The 22311-nt window shown below is 70.6% G+C and carries 8 protein-coding genes; 2 read left to right on the forward strand and 6 right to left on the reverse strand.

The window, feature by feature from the left end; translation table 11 throughout:
- Positions 1-14 precede the first annotated feature (14 nt).
- Positions 15-15035, forward strand: a complete 15021-nt coding sequence (locus OZN99_RS07210; RefSeq protein WP_270934523.1) for a tandem-95 repeat protein — start codon at positions 15-17, stop codon at positions 15033-15035.
- A 210-nt stretch (positions 15036-15245) separates the two neighbouring features.
- On the opposite strand, the gene OZN99_RS07215 is transcribed toward OZN99_RS07210, so the two are convergent.
- Positions 15246-16073, reverse strand: coding sequence for an aldo/keto reductase (locus OZN99_RS07215; protein WP_270934524.1), 828 nt, complete (start codon positions 16071-16073; stop codon positions 15246-15248).
- Positions 16074-16108: 35 nt separating this feature from the next.
- Here OZN99_RS07215 and OZN99_RS07220 point away from each other — a divergent pair, with 35 nt between their 5' ends.
- Positions 16109-16750 (forward strand): hypothetical protein, encoded by a 642-nt coding sequence (locus OZN99_RS07220; RefSeq protein WP_270934525.1) that lies wholly within the window; start codon positions 16109-16111, stop codon positions 16748-16750.
- A 7-nt stretch (positions 16751-16757) separates the two neighbouring features.
- Here the strand turns inward: OZN99_RS07220 and OZN99_RS07225 are convergent, their stop codons facing one another.
- The 5 genes from OZN99_RS07225 to OZN99_RS07245 form a co-directional block, all read right to left on the reverse strand.
- On the reverse strand, positions 16758-17555 hold the full coding sequence (locus tag OZN99_RS07225; protein ID WP_270934526.1) for a class II aldolase/adducin family protein: 798 nt from the start codon (positions 17553-17555) through the stop codon (positions 16758-16760).
- A 49-nt stretch (positions 17556-17604) separates the two neighbouring features.
- Positions 17605-18594 (reverse strand): Bug family tripartite tricarboxylate transporter substrate binding protein, encoded by a 990-nt coding sequence (locus OZN99_RS07230; protein WP_270934527.1) that lies wholly within the window; start codon positions 18592-18594, stop codon positions 17605-17607.
- Positions 18595-18725: 131 nt separating this feature from the next.
- Positions 18726-20063 carry an ABC transporter permease gene (locus OZN99_RS07235; protein ID WP_270934528.1) on the reverse strand — a complete coding sequence of 446 codons (1338 nt, stop codon included), beginning with the start codon at positions 20061-20063 and terminating at the stop codon, positions 18726-18728.
- The gene (locus OZN99_RS07240) at positions 20060-20800 is read right to left on the reverse strand and encodes an ABC transporter ATP-binding protein (protein ID WP_270934529.1); all 741 of its coding nucleotides are present in this window, start codon (positions 20798-20800) and stop codon (positions 20060-20062) included. The genes OZN99_RS07235 and OZN99_RS07240 overlap by 4 nt, the downstream gene beginning before the upstream one ends.
- Positions 20800-22311: efflux RND transporter periplasmic adaptor subunit (locus OZN99_RS07245; protein WP_270934530.1), on the reverse strand; the 1512-nt coding region annotated here is incomplete at its 5' end. The genes OZN99_RS07240 and OZN99_RS07245, both read right to left, overlap by 1 nt.

The following is a 22311-nucleotide window of genomic DNA, read 5'->3' on the forward strand; positions in this document are numbered from 1 at the left end:
GCTTCGGCCAGGACGTGGTTTCGGACAATGGCTGGTCGAACCAGTCGGCGGCGGATGTGCTGGAGTTCGGCCCCGGGATCAGCCGCGCCGACCTGCGGGTGCGGGCCACGGACAACGACCTGATCGTGAGCTTCGTCGGCAGCGAGGACACGATCCGCATCGCCGGCACGATCACCAACGCCGACAACCGCATCGAGACGCTGCGCTTCGCCGATGGCAGCACGCTCAGCCATGCCGAGCTCCTCGCCCTCGCCGCCATCGAGCCTGGCACGCTCCTCGTCGGCGGTGCTGCATCCGAGCCGCTGGACGGCGACGCCGGGCCCGACACGCTGTCGGGCCTTGGCGGCAACGACACGCTGGCCGGCGGCGCCGGCGCCGACAGCCTGGTGGGTGGCGAGGGCGGCGACCAGGTGCTGGGCGACTCCGGCAACGACACGCTCGACGGCGGCGCCGGGAACGACCTGCTGGCCGGCGGTACGGGCCAGGACATCATCGCCGACGCGCTGGGCGACGACACCTACAGCTTCGCGCCTGGCGACGGCGACGACCGCGTCACCGACCGCGGCGGCAACGACCGCATCATCTTCGCCCCCGGCATCGTGCCCGGCGACGTCGCCGTCACCATCCGCGCTGCCACCGATATCATTCTGCGCATCGGTGCCGGGGACGACCGCATCGAGCTCCTCGGCGCCTTCGGCAGCGCCGCCAACGCGATCGAACAGGTCCTGTTCGACGACGGCACTTTGTGGAACCCCGCGCATCTCGTGCTGCGCGCCAATGTCGGCACCGATTCGTGGCAGGTGCTGTCCGGCAGCGACCTCGGCGACACCATCGACGCTGCGGGCGGCGACGATACCGTCGACGGGCGCGGCGGCAATGACAGCCTCCTCGGCGGGCCCGGCTCCGACAGTCTGGCGGGTGGGGAGGGCAACGACACCTTCGATGGCGGCGGTGGAGCGGACGTCTTCGCTGGCGGGTCCGGCGTCGATCTCTTCCGCTTCGCCGCGGGTCAGGGCACCGTCGTCGTGACCGACACCGGAGGGTCTGACGCCGTCGAGCTCGGTGCAGGCATCCTCGCCGGCGATCTCGCCGTCCAGGCGCGCGGCACGGACCTGGTGCTGCGCATCGGCGGGGGCGAGGATCGGATCGTCCTGGCCGGCGTGCTGTCCGGCGCCAGCGCGGTGATCGAGCAGCTGCGTCTGGCCGATGGCACCATCCTGAGCCATGCCGACCTCGTCTCGCTGGCGGCCGGCGGCGCAGGGCCGGACCAGATGATATCCGGCACCGCAACCTCCAACGCGATCTCCGCCGCGGATGGCGACGATTCGATCGATGCCCTCGGCGGCAACGACACCATCGACGGCGGCGCCGGCAACGACACCATCGTGGGCGGTGCGGGCGACGACGACATCGCAGGCGGACCCGGCGCCGATCAGATCAGCGATGCCTCGGGCAACGACATCTACCGCTTCGCGGCCGGTGACGGGCAGGACGCCATCACCGATCCCCTCGGTGCCGATGCGATCCAACTGGGCGAAGGGCTCGCCGTCGGCGCCGTCACTGTACAGGCGACCTCCGGCCTCGACCTCGTCATCCGCTTCGCCGGCACCGAGGACCGCATCCGGCTGGTCCGGGCGCTCGGCGACTCGCCGACCGTCATCGAGGAATTGCGTTTCGCCGATGGCAGCATCCTGACCTTTGCCGACCTCGTCGCTGCCTCCCAGCTCCCGACCGACGACGCCGACGCGATCTATGGCACCGCGATCGACGACAGCCTCGCCGGCGGATCCGGGGACGACGTGCTCACGGGCTCCGGGGGCAACGACACGCTCCTCGGCGGAAGCGGGCACGACTCGCTGCTCGGGGGCGCAGGCAACGACGTGCTCGATGGCGGTGGCGGCGCCGACACGCTCGCCGGAGATGCAGGCAACGACACCTACCGCTTCGCGCCCGGCGACGGAGCGAAGCTGATCCAGGACAGCGCGGGCCTGGACACCATCGCCTTCGGCCCCGGCGTCGCCCCTTCAGACATCGCGATCCGCAAGCTAGGCGTCGGCCTGGAGTTGCGTCTGGCCGGCACCGAGGACCGCCTGACGATCGCGACTGCGGCCTCCGCGACCGGTCCCATCGAGGCAGTGACCTTCGCCGACGGCACGATCTGGGACGCCGCCGAGTTGCTGCGTCGTGCGACCGCAGGGACGCCTGACGACGACGCCTATACCGGCACGGATGGTGCGGACCTGCTCGTCGGACTCGGCGGCAGGGACACGCTGACGGCGCTCGCTGGCCTCGACAGCCTTGACGGCGGTGTCGAGGCTGACAGCCTCGACGGCGGTGCGGGAGCCGACACGCTGCGCGGCGGCACCGGCGACGACACGATCACGGGCGGCGCCGGCGGGGATGCCTACGTGTTCGTCGCCGGCGACGGCGCCGACACCATCCGGGACCAGGGCGACGCCGCCGAGGACACGCTGCGCATCGAGGGCTGGGCCGCCGCGGCGCTGCGCTTCAGCAGGACCGGACCGGACGGGGCCGACCTCACCATCCGTTTCGCCGGCAGCGCCGACCGCATCGTCGTGGCCGGCGCATTCGCCGCGGACCAGGCCGGCCGGATCGAGCAGGTCCACATCGCCGCCAGCGGAACGACGCTGACCCTCGCCGAGATCGAGGCGCGGGTGCAGCCCGACATCGGCACGGACGGCGAGGTGCTCTACGGCGATGCCGCCGACAACCTGATCACCGGCAGCGCCCTGTCGGATTTCATCACCGGCGGGCTGGGCACCGACACGCTGATCGGTGGCAACGGGGACGACATCTTCGGGGACATCGCATCCGACGCGAGCGCGGATTCCCTGGCCGGTGGCGCGGGGCGGGACACCTACCGTTACCTGCCGACCTTCGCGCTCGATGACGCGATCGCTGCCGACGTGATCGCCGACTTCGTCCCTGGTGACGGCGGCGACATCATCCGCCTCTTCGCGAGCACCCCCAATCCCTTCGTCAGCGGGCGGCTGCAGCTTCGCCAGGCCGGCGCCGATGCCGAGGTGGTGCTCTACAATGAGCTGGGCGTCGGCCGCACCGTGCTGCGGCTGCTCGGGGTCGATGCGAACGCGCTTGTCCCCGCGAATTTCGGCGGCGTCGAACTCGCGCTTGACACCTCGGCCATCCGCGACGGTGAGGACGGAAACACGATCCTCGGCCAGGCGCTGCACGACCTCGTCTTCGGCAATGGTGGTGCGGACACGATTCAGGGCTTCGGCGGAAGCGACACGCTGGCGGGCGGGGCGGATGGCGACATTCTCTCCGGCGGTTTCGGGGACGACCATATCGCCGGCGAGGCCGGGCACGACAGCATCACCGGGGGCGCCGGTAACGACATCCTCTCGGGCGGCCCGGGGAACGACACGATCACCGGCGGCGATGCCGATGCGCAGTTCGCCGGCGCCGACATCCTCTCGGGCGGCGCGGGCGACGACGTGCTCGCCGGGGGGGGCGAGAACGACATCTACATCTTCGGGGCGCAGGACGGCCACGACAGCCTGACCGATGCGGGCGGCATCGACCGCGTCGAGTTCGCGGCCGGCATCGCGCCCGAGGACATCTCCGTCATCCAGCTCGGCGCCGACCTCGAATTGCGAGTGACCGGCGGCACGACCCGCCTTCGCCTGGTCGGTGCAGCCGACGATCCGCCGACGACCGCCATCGAGACGATCCTGTTCGCCGATGGCGCCAGCTGGGACCGCGCTGCCCTGCTGGCACGCGCCATGACCGCGAGCGACGGCGACGACGTGCTCGCCATCCTCGCCGGCAACACGATCGACGGTCTCGGCGGCAACGACGAGCTCATTGGCGGCAGCGGGAACGACACGCTCGCCGGCGGTCCCGGCAACGACCTGCTGCGCGGCGCTGGCGGCGCGGATGCCTACGTCTTCCGTCGCGGCGACGGCCAGGACGCGATCGACGACAGGCTGGGCGACAACGTCCTGTTGCTGGGCGAGGGCATCGCGCCCGCCGATCTGCGCGTGGCGCGCGGGCTCGCCACCGTGGTCCTCGAACTGGTCGGGACAGGCGACCGCATCGACCTCGGCTGGGATGCCGACCCGGCCATGGCAATCCGCGAGGTCCGGTTCGCCGGTGGCGAGGTCTGGAGTGCCGCGACGCTCGCCGCCATGGCGCTCGCCGGCACTCCGGGCGACGATGTGATCCACGGTACTGGCGGCCAGCAGACGCTCACCGGCTTGGCTGGCGACGATCGCCTCCTCGGCAAGGGTGGCGACGACGATCTTGCAGGCGGGCCAGGCGTCGATCTGCTCGAAGGTGGGCTGGGCGACGACATCTACCGCTTCGCGCCGGGCGACGATCAGGACCGCATCATCGACGAGGGCGGCGGCTCGGACGTGCTCGAACTGGCCGCGGGGATCCTGCCCGAGGACGTACGGGTCGTGCAGAGCAGCGATGGCAGCGCGATCGTGCTGCGCATCGGCAGCACCGGCGACCGGGTCCGGATCGAGAATGCGCTCGCCGCCGGGCGGATCGAGATCGTGCGCTTCGCGAACGGGACGGAATGGAGCGTCGCCGACCTGCTGCTGCGCGTGCCCTCCGCGCTCGACGACGTGCTGTTCGGCGACGACGCGCCGCAGACACTCACCGGCGGCCTCGGGGACGATCGCCTGTCCGGCCGCGGCGGATCCGACGAGTACCGCTTCGCCGCCGGGGACGGCCGCGACATCATCCGCGACGACGCGACGTCGCTGTCGGACCGGCTCGTGATCTCGGGCTATGGCGCGACCGATCTCGTCTTCACGCGGCTCGGCAGCGGCAGCACCGACGCCGCGATCGGCTTCATTGGCAGCAGCGACCAGGTCATCATCGCCGACGCTCTCGACGCACATGGCCGCGGCATCGAGGAGATCGTGCTGGCGAGCGACGGCACGGTGCTCACCCTGCCCGACATCGCAGCCCTGCTCGTCGATGCGCAGGTCAGCGACGGCGACGACGTGGTGTTCGGCAGTATGGCCAGCGAGACGCTCGCCGGCGGTCGAGGCGACGATCTTCTCGTCGGCGGCGGCGGGAACGACGTCTACGTCTATGTCCGCGGTGACGGTGACGACCGCATCGATGCCCGCGGCACGGGCGACGGACTCCTCCGGCTGTCCGGCTACGATGCCGGGGATGTGGTCTCGGCGGTGCGGGCCGGACCCGACAGCCTCGATCTCGTCATCGCCTTCGAGGATGACGGAGACCGTCTCGTGCTGATTGGGGCGCTCGGCGCGTTCGCCGCCGCCGACGCCAGCCTGGTGCTGCACTTCGCGGACGGCACCATCTGGGACCGCACGGCGATGCGCGCGCGGGCCATCCAGGACATCGAGGGGCCGGGCAGCGACAACGTCTATGGCTTCGACGGACCGGATCTGTTCGATCTCTCTGGCGGCGCCGACTTCGCCTCCGGCTTCGCCGGCGCGGACCGCTTCATCTTCGCGGCCGGTGACGGACATGACCGTGTCGAGGACAGCGGCACCGCCGCCGGCGAGACCGACATCGTCGAGTTTGCCGGCCTGGCCAGTGCCGATGCCACGGTCAGCCGGCTGTTCCGCGGCAGCGAGACCGTCGTCATTCGCTTCGCCGGGAATGCGGCTGACAGCCTGACCGTCATCGACGCGTTGGCCGGCGACGCGCGCTCCGTCGAGACCTATGTCTTCGCGGACGGAGTCACCTGGACGCGTGCGACGCTGCTGGCGCTGCTCGACAACAATCCGGTGGTGGCCCGCGACGACGGCTACTACTCGGTGGTCACCGGCAGTGCGCTGACCGTGATCGCGGCCGACCTGCTGCGAAACGACTTCGACGCCGACGACGACCGCCTGCGGATCGTCGCGGTGGATGGCAGCCCGCACGGCTCCGCGACGCTGGACGCCTCGGGCAATATCGTCTTCACGCCGGACGCGGGCTTCACCGGCGCGACGGCCTTCACCTACCGCGTCACGGACGACCGCAACGCCTTCGCCGAGGCGGCCATCAACGTCAATGTCCGGCCGGTCGCGCAGGCGCGCGACGATCTGGGGTTCCTCGTCGCGGAGGACGACTTCACCAGCATCCGCGTGGAACGCCTGCTGTCGAACGACATCGACGGCGACCGGATGATCGTCGGACAGGTGTTCGGCGCGGTCGGTGGTATCGTATCGCTGTCCAGCGACGGCAATGTCGGCTTCACGCCCGCCCCCAACCGCGTCGGCCACGCGCAGTTCAGCTACGCCGCGAACACGCCCGAGGGCGGCCGTGCGGAGGCGACGGTGTATCTTACCGTCACCCCGGTCAACGACGCCCCAATTGCCGACAACGATCGCGGGCTGGTGACCGACGAGGGTACGCCGATCACCATCAATCCTGCGATCCTCATCGCGAATGACGATGACATCGATGGCGACCCGCTGACCCTGCACGCGGTCCAGTCCTCGGCGGACATCATCGTGTCGATCAATGTCGCCGGGAACATCGTCGTGACGCCGCGCGACGACTTCTTCGGCGACGGCACCTTCACCTACGCAGTCGTCGACGGGGCGGGCGCCGTCTCGAATCTGGCCACCGCCACCGTGACCGTACGCCCCGTCAACGATGCGCCCATCGCGAACGAGGACCGCTTCGAACGCACCCAGGCAGGCGACCTCATTCTCGAGGACAATCCGATCGTCCTCAGCCTGGCGCGCCTGACGGCCAACGACACCGATATCGACGGTGATGCGCTCGTGCTCACCGATGCGGGGCAGGCGATCGGAGGGAGCGTCCGCCTGCTGGACAACCAGACGGTGCTGTTCGAGCCTGGCGCGGACTTCAACGGCGAGGCGCGGTTCCAGTACCGCATCGATGACGGGCAGGGCGGCAGCGACACCGCCATCGCGACCATCGTCTACCAGCCTGTCAACGACCGTCCGGTCGCGCGCGACGACGACTATTGGAACGAGGCGCTCTACATCCTGCGCGGGACGGAGAATGTCCCGATCGAGATCCCGATCATCGAGCTCCTGAAGAACGACAGCGACGTCGAAGGCTTCGCGGTCACCTTCGAGAACGCCTCCGGTGCTGTCCATGGCGACATCGTCCTCGACGGCGACACCATCATCTTCACTCCCGACCCGGGATTCTCGGGCGAGGCGACCTTCGGCTACTCGATCACCGACCCCGAAGGCCTGGTGGACGGCGCTCTCGTCACGCTGTTCTTCGAAGGCACCACGAACGAGGCGCCGGTCGCCGTTGCCGACCAGTTCCTGGTGCCGGAGGATATCCCCGTCACGCTTCGCCTGACGACGCTCCTCGGCAACGACACCGACGTCGACGGCGATCCGATCCGGGTGATCGGCTGGCGCCCGCTGAACGGTCTCGGCGACGTGTTCACCTTCGGCGGCGAGGCCGCCGGGCCGATCAACGGCACGATCGAGCTGGACGCGAATGGCGACTTCCTGTTCTCGCCCATGGTCGATGCGACGTTCAGCTCGGGCTTCGTCTACATCATCTCTGACGACGTCGATGGCACCGCCGAGGGCTTCATCGACCTGGTCATCGTGCCTTCGAACGACGATCCGACCGCAGTGGACGATCCAGGCTTCGTGACGCCCTTCGACGTTCCCCTGGTGATCCGCGCCGCAGACCTGGTCTTCAACGATTTCGACATCGAACAGGCGGACCTCGACGGCGACGGCGTGCGCGATGCCGATCTCGACGACCCGGACCGGCCGCGACCGAGCTTCGTCGGCGTCGACGCGATCCTCGACCCGGTCGAGCTTGCGCAGGGAAATCGCGTCGAGGTCGGCAGCTTCGAGATCGTGACCTTCCGCGAGGAGCAGTTCCTCGTCGCCCGTTTCACGCCGGGCTTCACGGGCCCGGTGACGATCGAGTACCGCATCGCCGATGCGGAGGGGCTGGAGGATGTCGGCTTCGCCTATGCCACCGTGGCCGACCACTACGGCGGCGAGCTGTCGGGCACGCCGCTGGTCGACTACATTGAGGGCAACGAGCGCGACGACACGATTCGCGGCTATCGCCGGGACGACTGGGTGGTCGCCCGGGACGGCGATGACCTCATCGAGACCGGGACCGGCGATGACCGCGTCGAGGCCGGAACCGGCGACGACACGATCGACGGCGGCGATGGCGGCGACGACATCCGCGGCGGCGACGGCTTCGACCTCGTCCGCTTCGCCGGCTCGAATGTCGGGGTTCGCGCCGACCTGCAGACCCTGGTCGGCCAGGGCGGCTTTGCCCAGGGCGACCTGTATTCGGGCATCGAGGCCCTGTCCGGCACGACCTTCAACGACACGCTGGGCGGCGACGGCAGCGGCAACGCGCTCGACGGGCTCGAGGGCAACGATCTGCTCGAAGGGCGCGCCGGCAGCGACACGCTGACGGGAGGCGCCGGCAACGACCGGCTCGACGGTGGCGCCGGCGGCGACCTGCTCGACGGCGACGAGGGCAACGATGCCGCCAGCTACTTCCTCTCCGACCTGGCAGTCGCGGTCTCCCTCTCCGCAGGCACCGCGAGCGGCGGCTGGGCCGAAGGCGATACGCTGCGCGGCATCGAGAACCTGGCCGGCACTGCCTTCGACGACCGGCTCGAGGGGGACGGCAACGCCAACCTCCTCTCGGGCGACCGCGGGAACGACACGCTGCTCGGTGGCGGAGGGGACGACGAGCTCTCCGGGGGGCGGGGCGCAGACAGCCTGGCCGGCGGCGATGGGACCGACACTGCGGACTACACGCTGTCGCTGGGCGGCATCGCCATCGACATCGCGGCCGGTACCGCCAGCGGCGGCGACGCCGAAGGCGACACGCTGAGTGGCATCGAGATCATCCAGGCCAGCTACCACGCTGACACGCTGCATGGCGACGACGGCGACAACCGCCTGCGCGGGAGCCGCGGCGCCGACATCATCGCAGGCCGCGGCGGCTTCGACGTGGCCGACTATGCGCGCGCCGAGGAAGCCGTCGTGGTGGACCTGTCGCTCGGCCGGGGTCTCGCCGGCGAGGCGCTGGGCGACGAGCTGACATCGGTCGAGATGCTCGTCGGCTCGGTCTTCGACGACACCTTCATCGGCTCGGCCGGTAGTGAGGTGTTCGACGGTCGCTTCGGGGCGGATCTGCTGCAGGGCGGTCTCGGCTCTGACGACTACCGGTTCGGCTTCGACAGCGCCGAGGACCGGATCGCCGAGGCCGGCGATGCGGCCGACATCGACCGGCTGGTGCTGGGCACCGGCATCTCCGCGAAGGACGTGTCGCTGTTGCGGCTCGGCGACGACCTGTTCGTGGAGATCGAGCGGGATGACGGCTTCCTGATCGATGTGGTCACCGTTGCGGGCCACTTCCTCGGCCAGGCGACCGGCATCGAGCTCATCACCTTCGCCGACGGCACGTCCTGGAATCGGGACGACATCGAGGACCGGCTGCGGATCGGCCGCTTCAACGCGCAGGACGACATCTTCCGTCTGGCCGTGGAGGACGAGGTCGCCCTGATCGACCCCGCCGCACTGATCCGCAACGATGCGGAGGCGGGGATCGCGGAACTGGTGCTCGTCTCGGTCCAGCAGCCGCGCTTCGGCACGGTATGGATCGCGGAAGGCGGCATGATCGCGTTCCTGGGCGACCAGGACCACAATGGCGACGCCTTCTTCAGCTACACCGTGCGAGATCCCTTCGGCCGCGAATCGACGGCGCGCGTCGAGGTGAACATCGCCAGGGTCAATGACGCGCCGGTCGCCGTCGACGATCCTCTCGTCTACGGCCTGGAGGACGTTCCGCTCCGTATCCGGATCGAGAACCTGCTCGCGAACGACTACGACGTGGATGGCGACAGCGAGCAGGAGGAGCTGCACATCGTCGGCGCCGAACCGCTGACCAACGCGGCCGGCGAGGCGCTGCGCCCCTACAAGCGGAACGACTACGACGGCGCGGCGACGGACGCGACCTGGAAGCTCGATGGCCAGTATATCGAGATCCTGTCGCGGCCCGATCACTTCGGCTTCGCCGGCTTCCGCTACATCCTGGCCGACGGCTCGGGCGCCACCAGCACCGCCGACGTGGAGATCTACTTCGCGCCGGTCAACGACGCGCCGCGGATCACCAGCGGCCGTGCGGTGGTCAAGCTCGAGGAGACCACGGTCTTCACCGTCGCGCAGCTGATGGCGAAGGTGTACGACATTGAGGGCGACGCCGTGGAGTTCGTCGGCCTGCACCTGGCTGCCGACGGCAACGCTTCCGACAACGGATCGGAAGTGTTCGACGAGGCGGCCGGGACGATCGCCTTCACGCCCTTCGCGCTAGGTGACGCCTCCATCGCCTTCGATGTCATCGACGCACGCGGCGCGGAAGCCACGCTGTCCTTCGGCATCCGCGTTCGCCCGCAGAACCTGCCGCCCGATGCGCGGAACGACTATGGCCTGCGGCTGCTGCAGGACGAGATCGTCACCATCGATCCGGCTGTGCTGCTCGCGAACGACACCGATCCCGACGGCGATCCGCTGAGCTTCGTCGATGTCTATCGCTTCGCCGTCAACGGCAAGGTCCGCGTCAATGCGGACGGCATGATCGAGTTCGCCGCCAGGCCCGACTACAACGGCCCGGCAAGCTTCGAATACACGATCAGCGACGGCCGCGGCGGGACCGATACGGCCGTCGCCCACCTCACCATCCTGCCGCGCAACAGCGGGCCGGTGCTGCGCAACGACCTGGTTCGCGGCCTGGAGGACGGCCCGCAATACGTCATCCCCGCCGAGGCCTTCGGCAACGATCTGGACGTCGATGGCGACGTGATCTTCTTCCAGGACGTCGAACTGCTCGGCGTCTTCCCCACCCGCTTCCTGTCGCCCGACTACACGGTGGAGGCGAAGGCCGGGAACAACCGGGCGCTGCCGGACTGGCTGACCTTCGATCCGGTGACGCTGACATTCAGCGGCATGGTGCCGGCCGAGGTGAGCGCGCCGGTGGATGTCGCCGTCTTCGTCACCGATCCGTCGAACGGCGCGGTGCACGCGTTCCGCTTCGCCTTCGGCCCCGCCGACGCATCTGACCTCCTGGCCGGGGTCTCGGTCGCGGAGGTCGTGCTCGGCAGCTTCACCTTGCGCGAGGCCTATGCCTGGACGCTGGACGGCGACGCCGATGGAGTGGCCACCTTCGACATCTCCGAGGGCAGCTTCGCGGCGACCCGCGTCGGCGGGCGTCTCCTGCCCGAATGGCTGGGCTTCGATGCCGCGACCCGTAGCTTCTTCCGAACCGGATTCGAGCCGGATGCGGACGCGGATCCTGTCCGTGTCCAGGTCACCTTCACGCCCGGCGCCTTCGCCGAGCTTCCGGAGAACACCTATCGCGCGACCGAGCGCGGCTTCACGATCGAGTTCCTGATCGATCCCGCCCTGCCGCTCGATCCGGCCATCAATGCGATCCTCGCCGGCAATCCGCTGCTCGGGGCCCAGGGCCTGTTCGGCATCGACCTCTCCGCGGCGACGTCGCTGGTGGCCACGCGGGAGAGCGGCGCGCCGCTCGACAGTTGGCTGAGCTTCGATCCGAACACGCTGAGCTTCGCCGGCATGCCGCCGTCCCAGCATGTCGGCGCGGTTCCCGTGCGGCTTGCCGTCGAAGGGCCGGGCCTGCCGCCGATGTGGATCCTGACCGAGGCCGTCGTGGACGAGACCTTCCTCGTCGAGGACGACGCCCACGGCTTCGCGGTGTCCAGCCAGCCCGAGCGCATCGACCTGACCACGCCGGCGGACTTCAACGGCTCCGTCGCCTTCACCTACGCCGCAAACGACGAGAAGGGGGGGCAGTCGGCCGAACCGGCGATCATCGTCTTCAACGTCGCGCCGCAGCGGGAGGCGCCGAGCGGCGAGGCCGACCGCTTCGAGCTGTTCGAGGGCGGCGCCGTGAGCTTCCGCGTCTCGACCCTGCTTGACAACGACCGGGATGACGACGGCGACCCGCTGCGGGTGCTGGCGATCGGAACGCCCGGCCATGGCCGCATCGAGGTGGCGCTCGCCTCCGTGGTGATCGCGCCGCCCGACGGGCTGGAGCCGGTGCCGGGCGGCAGCTGGAGCGCGACCTTGGCCGATGGCTCGCCGCTGCCCGGCTGGATGACGCTGGACGTCGCGACAGGCAGCATCGCCGCTACGGTTCCGCTCGACCTGCTTGCGAGCCTGTCCATCCGCTTCGCCAGCAGCGACGGCACCACGACCCGCGAAGCGATCGACACCATCGCCTTCGACGGCAATGCCGGCGCCAGCGTCACCTACACGCCCGAGGCCGGCTTCGCGGGGACCGAGGCGCTGTTCTACACGCTCACGGACGACCGCGAGGGGCCGACGCAGGCGCCGCTGACGCTGGAGGTGCTCTCGCTTCTCGATCCGCCGCTCGCTGCTACCGACTCCTTCGACATGGCGGAAGATGGCGTGCTGGTGATCTCGCCGGCGCAGCTTCTCGCCAATGACAGCGACGTGGATGGCGACCCGTTGCGGTTCCTCGGCGTCCTGGAGCCGGCCAACGGCACCGTGGACTTCGCCGATGGGCAGATCACCTTCGTGCCCACCCGCGACTTCGACGGCCTCGCCGGCTTCCGTTACGAAGTCACCGACGACCGGCACGGCACCAGCCAGGGACTCGTCGAGGTGCTGGTCAGAAGCACCAACCGAAAGCCGACGGCGGCGACCGACATCTTCGCGACGGTCGAGGACACGCCCTTCGAGTTCACCATCGCCGACCTGCTCGCCAACGACAGCGACAGGGACGGCGACGCGATCCGCTTCGTCTCGATCCAGTCCTCGATCGCCGATGCGCGGATCCTCGAGCTGCCTGACAACCGCTACCAGTTCGTCCCCGACGAGAACATCAGCGGCCCACGCGAATTCCAGTACGTGATCACGGACGGCCGGCTGACCGCGGCGGGCCGGATCCGCTTCGACATCGAGGCGGTGAACGACGCCCCGATCGCGAACCCCGACGGGCCCTTCTTCGGCGACCAGGACACGCCGCTCGTCATCGACTTCGCCGCGATGCTGTTCAACGACCGCGATGTCGAGGGCAACGCCTTCCGCATCGTGGACGTGTTCGACGGCGACAACGGCACCGTCGCGCGGGACGGCGACACGGCGGTGTTCCTGGGCCGCGCAGGCTACTTCGGCGACGGCGGCTTCCACTACCGCGTCACCGACGAGCTCGGCGCGACCAGCACCGGCTATGTCTCGGTTCTGGTCTTCCCCGAGTTCGAGGTGCCGGTGGCGGTCTCGGACGCCGGCTTCGAAGTGCTCGAGGACGGCTTCATCGACATCGACCCGGCTGTCCTCATGGCGAATGACGACATCCCGGTCGGCTCGGATGTCCGCTTCCTCGGCCTGACGGGGCCGGGCGTCACGCTGCTCGACAACGGGCTGTACCGCATTGCGCCGGCGGATGACTTCTTCGGCACGCTGACGCTGCGCTACGCGTTGACCAACGAGACCGGTTTCGAGGTGCCGACCACGGTCACCGTGGAGGTGCTGCCGGTCAACGATGCGCCGACCGCGGTGGACGACGAGCTGACGCTGGCGGAGGATCAGGTCTTCACGACCTTCGTCACGGCGCTGACCGACAACGACTTCGACGTGGACCGGCAGGCGATCGTCCTCACGCGCATCCTCGGCAGCCAGAACATCGCGGTCGAGCTGCTCGACGATGGCCAACTCGTGTTCACCCCGCCGCCCGCCTTCAACGGCGAGGCCTGGTTCGAGTATGAGCTCCGGGACTCGACCGGCATGGTGGACACGGCCCGGGTCTCGATCACGGTCGAGGCGCGCAACGACCTGCCGGTGATCGCAGTTCCGCCGGTGCTGACAGGGGACGAGGACACGCCGTTCTCGCTGGCCTTCCCGGCCAGCTTCGTGACCGATGCCGATGGCGACGCGGTGCTGGTCGAGTTCCGCGCTCCCGGCGGTGCGCCGTTGCCGCCCTGGCTGGCGTACGATCGGGCGACGCGCACGCTCGCCGGAACGCCGCCCGAGGACTTCCACGGCACGGTACCGCTCGAGATCGCTGCCTTCGACGGCACGGCGGAGGTGCTGCGCACGGCGATGCTGCTGATCCGGCCGGTCAACGACGCGCCGGTGATCCTGCCGGACGCTGGCAGCGGGACCGCGCGGTTCGAGATCGCGGAGAACGGCACCACGATTGCGGTCATTGCTGCTGAAGATGTCGATGGTGATCCGCTGTCCTACGCCATTGTCGGCGGCGACGACGCGGATCTGTTCGTCATCGACGGGACCTCGGGTGCGCTGTCCTTCCGCGCCAGCGCGGATTTCGAGCGCCCCGCCGATGCCGGCGCCGACAACGTCTACGACCTCACCGTGGCCGTGTCGGATGGCGTGCTCGAGGCGTCGAAGCCGCTGGCGATCACGGTCCTCGACCTGAAGGAAACGGTGGCGGGAACGGGGCGATCGGAGACGGTCGTCGGCGGCGATGGCGCTGATCTGCTGCTGGGCCGGGGCGGAGACGACGTCCTGGAAGGGGGCGGCGGGTCGGACGACCTGGTCGGCGGGCTCGGCAACGACAGCCTGTCCGGCGGGGGAGGCGCCGACCTGTTGCGGGCCAGTTTCGGCAGCGACCTGCTCCTCGGTGGCGAGGGTGACGACAGCTTGCGGGGATGGGTGGGCGACGACACCCTGGTCGGGGGGAACGGCGCGGACACGATGCACGGATCGGCGGGGGCGGACGTCTTCCGGTTCCTCTCACCTGACGAGGGAGGTGACCGCATCCGGCTCTACGCGGCGGCGGAGGACGTGATCGAGGTCTCGGCGGCCGGGTTCGGCGGTGGACTGGAGGAGGACGAGGCCGCACCCTTCGTCGCGAACACGACCGGTCGCGCGGCCGCGTCGGGCACCGGGCAGTTCATCTGGGAGAAGGATGCGCGGGTGCTCTGGTGGGATCCCGACGGCGCTGGCGATGCGCAGGCGGTGGCGCTGGCGCATTTCCCGGGTATTGCGGGCGGTGCCGTCGGCCTCGACGCGACGGAGATCGTCGTCATCGCCTGATCCCTCATGCTCCGCCGTGCCGGGCATGAAGGGTCAAGGAGGTGTCGTGCATGGCGCAGCAGAGCTTGCGGCCGAACGTCCGCCGTATGTCCAGCGCCGTGGCGACGATCACAAGCAGCGCGTGTTGCGGCCCTCGTGGCGCGTGGACGTCTTACGGCCGAGCATCGCGCCGGCCCGGCTTCGTCTGCGCACAGGCCCCGCGCGGCAGTATCAGATCATTTCCAGCGGCCGCTTCCGCTTCGGCGGGGGGAAGGCGGCGTCAAGCTCCTTCACGTCCTGCTCCGTCAGCGCCAGGTCGCGCGCCGCGGCGTTCTGCCGGACATGCGCGGGATCCGTCGCCTTCGGGATGGCGATGACGCCAGGCCGGCGCAGCACGAAGGCCAGCGCCACTTGTGCGGGCGTCACGCCGTGCCGCGCCGCCACGGCCGCCAGCGCGCGGTTCCGCAGCAGCGGGCCGCCCTGGCCGATCGGCGAATAGGCCATCACCGGCATGCTCCGCTTGGCGCAGAAGGGCAGCAGGTCGAACTCCACGCCGCGTGCCTCCAGGTTCCACAGCACCTGGTCGGTGGCGCAGTCCCGCAGCGCCGGGCCGATCTCCTCCAGGTCGTCCACGTCGAGGTTGCTCACGCCCCAGCGCGCGATCTTGCCATCTGCCTTCGCGCGCTCCATCGCCTCCACCGTCTCGGCCAGCGGCACGCTGCCGCGCCAGTGCAGCAGATACAGGTCCAGCCGCTCCACCTTCAGCCGCTTCAGCGAAGCATCAAGCGCGCGCGGCAGCTTCGTGCGCGAGGCATTGTGCGGATAGACCTTGGAGACCAGGAAGACCGCGTCGCGCCGGCCGGCGATGGCTTCCGCCACCACCTCCTCGGCGCCGCCCTCCCCATACATCTCCGCCGTGTCGATCAGCGTCATGCCGAGGTCGAGGCCGAGCCGCAGCGCTGCCGTCTCCGCCCGGCGGTCGCCGCGCTCTCCCATACGCCAGGTGCCCTGGCCCAGCGCAGGCACCTCCGCCCCATCGGCAAACCGCACGGTCGTCATGGAACCGCCTCCCTCACCACCCTATCTTCCCCGGCATGACGATCCGCGCCAACGCCCTTGCCGCCCTGGCGGCCTTCGCGCTCGGCAGCACCGCCGCCGCGCAGACCACCACGCCGTCCGCCGTGCCACCCGAGGAGATCGGGTCATGGCGCCTGTCCTGCGTCGCCGACCGCATGACGGACCGCGCCGATTGCCAACTGCGCCACCGCGATCCGGTGGAGCGCGCCCAGGGAGCGAGCGGTTCCTCCCTGCTGCTGGAGGTGCAGGACCGCGGCGGACGCCTGGTCCCGGTGGTGACGGCGCGCGACCTGTCGCTGGAAGGCGCCGGGCGCGGCCTGCTGGCCCTGACCGGCACGGCACAGCTGCGCTTCCCGCCCAACCGCTACTTCGAATTCCCCTGCACGCTGGAGGCGCGCAACCTGGTCTGCGCGCCGAGGCCCGAGGATGCCGCCCGCGCCGCGGAGGAGTTGCCGGCGGCCGCGACCGCCCTGGTGCGCATCGTCGGCTTCGGCACCGGCAGCGCCGAGCCGGTGGAACTGCGGCTGGAGCGGACGCGCGACGCGCTGGCCCGCTACCGCGCCCGCATCCCGGAAGGCAGCGCGCCCGCCGCAGCGGCGCAGCAGGGCCTGTCCCTGCCCGAGATGATGCTGCGGCTGCAGCGCCTGTTCGGGAACTGATCGACGATCAGTCCCGGAAGCTCGGGTCGAAGCGGTCCAGCTTGCGGAGCAGCGCCGGCCATTCCATGACGCCATAGGGACGCCGCGTGCCGGGCTGGTAGTTGTTCCAGGTCTCCTCGACCACCTTCGGCGGCACCTCGATGATCTTCTGGCCCGTTGCCTGCGCGGCCAGCTGCGCCTTGCAGGACAGCTCCAGGCGATGCATCCAGTTGAACGCCTCGCCGATGGTGCGGCCGACCGTCAGCAGGCCGTGGTTGCGGAGGATCAGCGCCGGAAAGTCGCCAAGGTCGCGCACCAGCTTCTCCTGCATGGAGAGGTCCAGCACCACGCCCTCGTAGTCGTGGTAGCCGATCTTCGCGAAGCGCATCGCCGTCTGGTTCATCGGCAGCAGCCCGCATTCCAGCGAGGACACCGCCATGCCCGGCCAGGTGTGCGTATGGATCACGCACTTGATCTCCGGCTTGGCCTGGTGGATCGCGCCGTGGATGACGAAGCCCGCGCGGTTCACGCCATAGTTCAGCCCGTCCGGGAATTCGGGCTTCATCAGCACGTTGCCGTGCACGTCGATCTTCTGCAGCGAGGAGGCGGTGATCTCCTCGTACAGCATGCCGTAGGAGTTGATGAGGAAGGCGCCTTCCTCCCCCGGCACGGCGAGGGAGACGTGGTTCGCCCCCATGTCGGCCATGCCGTAGATCTCCATCAGCCGGTAGCAGGCTGCGAGGTCCACGCGGGCCTGCCATTCCTCGGGGCTCACGCGGTCGCGGAGCGAGGGGATGCGGAACCGGTCCGCGGCGCTCTCGGGCATGGTCTGGTCTCCTTCCTGGCGTCAGGTGTCGCGCAAGCCGGCCGCGCGATCAATCCGCCGTGGCGTTCGCGGCACGGACGATGGCGGACCAGCGGTCCACCTCCCGCGCGATGAAGGCGGCGAAATGCGCCGGCCCCCGCCCCACCGGGTCGGCGCCCTGCTCGATCATCTGCCGCTCGATCCGCGGGTCGCGCAGGACCGCGTGGGTGTCGGCCGCGATCTTCTCGATGATGGCGGGCGGCGTGCGCGCCGGCGCGACCATGCCGAACCAGGAGGAAGCGTCGAACTCCGGATAGCCCAGCTCCACCATGGTCGGCACCTCGGGCAACGAGCGCGAGCGCTCCGTGCTGGACACCGCGATGGCGCGGAACTGGCCGTTGCGGATCTGCTCGATGACGGAGGGGATGGTCGCGAACATGAACTGCACGCGCCCGGCCAGCATGTCGTTCAGCGCCACGGCGCCGCGATACGGGATGTGCACCGTCTCGATGCCCGCCATGCGGTCCAGCATGACGCCCGAGAGGTGGGACGACGTGCCGGCGCCGGTGGAGGCGTAGGAGAGCTGCCCCGGGCGCCGCTTCGCTTCCGCCACCAGCTCCGCCACGTTGCGCGCGGCGAAGTCGGGCCGCACGATCAGCACGTTCGGCACCCCGGCCAGCAGCGTGATCGGCGCCAGGTCGCGCCGCGGATCGTAGGGCATGTTGCGGTACAGCGAGACGTTCACCGCCAGCGGCCCGACCGAGCCGACCAGCAGCGTGTAGCCGTCCGGCGCGGATTGCACGACGTGGTGCGTGCCGATGTTGCCGCCGGCGCCGGGGCGGTTGTCGATCACCACCGGCTGGCCCCACCGCTCGGAGAGCTGGGCGCCGACCAGGCGGGCGATGATGTCCGTCGTGCCACCGGCGGTGAAGGACACGACGATACGCACCGCGCGGGTCGGGAAGGGCTCCGGCGCCTGCGCGCGGGTCGGGCGGGGTACAATCAGGCCGGGCGCCGCCAGCAGGGGCAGGGCCAATGTCGCGCGCCGCCGGATCGTCATCGCTCGTGTCCTCCCGTTCCGGCGGTCGCCGCCGCCGTGACCCGCCCATATCGCGCAATCGCGGGCACGGGGAAAGCGGACCAGCTATGCCTTATCCGTCGTGCGGCTGACAGGCCCGCTATAGCTCCGGCCTACTCGCTGCGCAGCGCCTGGATCGGGTCCAGCATGGCGGCGCGGCGCGCCGGCCAGAAGCCGAAGAACAATCCCGTGAGGCCGGAGACGCCGACGGCCAGCGCCACCGCATCCCACTGCACCAGCACCGGCCATCCCGCGATCCCGGACATGAGGTGCGAGACGCCCACCCCGGCCGCCACGCCGGCCAGCCCGCCGAGCACCGCCAGCATCACCGCTTCCAGCAGGAACTGGGAGAGGATGTCGCGGCGCCGCGCGCCCACCGCCAGGCGCAGCCCGATCTCCCGCGTGCGCTCGGTCACGCTGACCAGCATGATGTTCATCACGCCGATGCCGCCCACCAGCAGCGACACGCCGGCGACCGCGGCGAGCAGCACGGACAGCGTGCGCGCCGAGGCGTCCTTCGTGGCCGCCACCTCCGCCATGTTGCGGATGCCGACGGTGTCTGGCTCGTTCGCCGCCACGCGGTGGCGCTGGCGGAACAGGGTGCGCAGTTCCTCCTCGGCGGCGCGCATGTCCTCGCCCTCGTGCACGCGCACGGCGATCCAGTTGACCGAGCGGAACCAGGTGCGGCTGGCGCCCATGATGGAGCGCCGCGCGGTCCAGAACGGGATGAACACCGCATCATCCAGGTCCTGGCCCTGCGCGTTCTGGCCCTTGCGGGACAGCACGCCGATCACCTCGAAGGGCGTGGTGCGGATGCGGATCTCCTGGCCCACCGGGTCGGCGTCGCCGAACAGCATCTCGGCGACCGTCGCGCCCAGCAGCGCCACCTTGCGCCCGCCCGCCGCTTCCTCCGGCGTGAACAGCCGGCCGCGCTCGGCGGGCCAGTCATGCACCGTGAAGATCTCGGGGTCGCTGCCCTGCACGGCGGTCGCCCAGTTCTGGTTGCCGGCGATCACCTGCTGCTGGCTGCGGATGTTGCCCGATGCCGCCTGCACCGCGCCGATCTCGCGCTCGATCGCGCGGGCGTCGTCCCAGGTCAGGTTCTGCCGCTGCCCCGCACCCAGCCGCACGCCGCCCATGTTCACGCTGCCGCCCCAGACGACGATCACGTTGGCGCCCAGCGCCTGGATCTGCCGCAGCACCTGTTCGCGCGCGCCCGCACCCACGGCGACCGTGGCGATCACCGCCGCGACGCCGATGAAGATGCCGAGCGCGGTCAGCATGGCGCGCAGCTTGTTCGCCGCCAGCGCCCCCAGCGCACCGCGCAGCGCCTCCAGCAGGTCCATGCCCGGCTTCGTGGGCGGCAGCGGCGGCAGCACGGCGGAGACGCGCGGCCGCGCCACCGGCGTGACGGGCTGCTCCGCAGCCAGGTCGCGGCGCAGCTCGTTCACGCCGCCCTCTCCGTCGGAGCATCGTCCAGCAGCGCCTGCGCGGCGTCGCGCGGCGCATGGCGCGTGTCGGAGACCAGCCGCCCGTCGCGGAAGCGGAGTATGCGGCCGGCGAACTCGGCCACCTCGGCATCGTGGGTGACCATCAGCACCGCCACGCCGGCCCGGTTCAGCTCCTGGAACAGCGCCATGATCTCGAGGCCGGTGCGGCTGTCCAGCGCGCCGGTCGGCTCGTCGGCCAGCAGCAGGTCCGGCCCGTTCACCAGCGCGCGCGCGATCGCCACGCGCTGCTGCTGCCCACCGGAGAGCTGCGTCGGCCGGTGGTGCATGCGGTCGCCCAGCCCGACGAGGCGCAGCGCCTCCGCCGCGCGGTCGCGCCGCAGCCGCCGGCCGAGGCCGCGATAGATCATCGGCAGCTCCACGTTGGACAGCGCATCCACGCGCGGCAGCAGGTTGAAGGACTGGAACACGAAGCCGAGCCGGCGGGACCGCAGCTCCGCCAGCCGGTCGGGCGAGAGCGTGCCGGTGTCCTCGCCCATCAGGCGGTAGGTGCCGCGCGACGGGCGATCCAGGCAGCCGATCAGGTTCAGGAAGGTGGACTTGCCCGAGCCCGAGGGACCCATCGCCGCGACGAAGGCGCCCGGCTCGATGGCCAGGTCCACATCCTGCAGCGCCGCCACCACGCCCTCGCCGGCGGGGTAGAGGCGGGTCAGGCCCGCAGTCTCGATCAGCGCCGCCATCAGAAGGGCCGCGGCCCGCTGCCGGGCGCCGCCGCCTGCCGGCTTGCCGCGGCGCGTTCCGTACCGACCACCACCCGCAGGCCTTCCTCCAGCCCGCCGACGATCTCGGTCAGCGATCCATCGGTCAGGCCGGTACGCACCGCCACGGCGCGGGGCGCCGCACCCTCCGCATCGGCCACCCAGACCGTACCGGGCGCGCCGCGGTCCCGCGCGCCGGAGCGGAGCTCCGCCAGCCTCGCGCGCTGCTCCGGCGTCAGCACCGCGTTGAAGCGCGCGATCAGGCGCTGGCGCGCGGCCTGCGCCTGCTGGCGTCGCGCCTCCGCGTCCGAGGGCAGGGCGGCCAGGCGTTCCCGCAGCTCCGCCTGGGCCGCGGTGATCTCGGCGCGCTGGGTCGGCGTCAGGTCGGTCAACTCGCGCAGCGCCTGCTCGATCGGGCCGCTGCCCTGCGGCTGCGTCGCGCCCTCCCCGCCGCCGGCCGGGCGCCACCGCAGCGCGGCGTTCGGCACGCGCACCACGTTCTGCCGCTGGTCCGTCACGATGCGCAGCGTCGCGGTCATGCCCGGCAGCATGCGGCCGCCATGGTTCGGCGCGCTCACCACGACCGTGTAGGTCACGACGTTCTGCACGGTGGTCGGCGCCAGGCGGATCTCCTTCACCGTACCGCGCAGGTTCACCCCGGGATGCGCGGCGACGGTGAAGCCCACCTCCTGCCCGGCGCGGATGCGGCCGATGTCGCTCTCGTCCACCGTCGCCCAGACCTCCATCTCGTCCAGGCTGGCCGCGATCTGGAACAGGATCGGCGATTGCAGGCTGGCCGCGACGGTCTGCCCGATGTCGATGTTGCGGGAGACGACGACGCCGTCGATCGGCGCGCGGATCGTCGCATTGGCCAGGTCCACCTCGACCTGCTGAAGCTGCGCCGCGCGCTGGGCCTGAGCCGCCTCCGCCGCGGCGACCTGCGCATGGCTGGTGCGCAGCGTCGCCTCGGCGCCCGTCAGCATCGCCTCCTGCTGGGCAATGGAGGCGCGGGCAGCGGCGACGTCGGCACGCATGCGCTCGGCCACGAACTGTGCGCGCGACAGGTCGCGTTCCGCGTTCACGCCGCGGTTGCGCAGCTCGACGGCGCGGCGCAGCTCTGCCTCCGCGTCGCGCGCCTGCGCCTCCGCGCTCTCCAGCCGGGCGCGGGCTGACAGGAGCTGGGCACGGGCGGAGCCGAGATCGGCGTCGGCCTTCTCGGCCTGGGCGCGCGCCACCAGCACGGCGGCGGCGGCGGATTGCAGGTCGGCCTGGGCGGCGGCCTGCCGCGCCTCGATCGTGCGGGTGTCCAGCCGCGCCACGGCCTGGCCGGCGGTGACCCGCGTGTTGAAGTCGGCGAAGAGCTCGCGGATCTGGCCGGAGAGCTGGCTGCCCACCTGCACCGACAGCACCGGGTTCACCGTGCCGGTCGCCGCCACCACGGCGGTGATCGGGCCGCGGTCGGCCTCCGCCAGGCGCAGCCGCGGGCCTTCGGC

The sequence above is a fragment of the Falsiroseomonas oryzae genome, from assembly GCF_027856955.1.
In the GTDB taxonomy this organism is placed as follows: domain Bacteria; phylum Pseudomonadota; class Alphaproteobacteria; order Acetobacterales; family Acetobacteraceae; genus Falsiroseomonas; species Falsiroseomonas oryzae.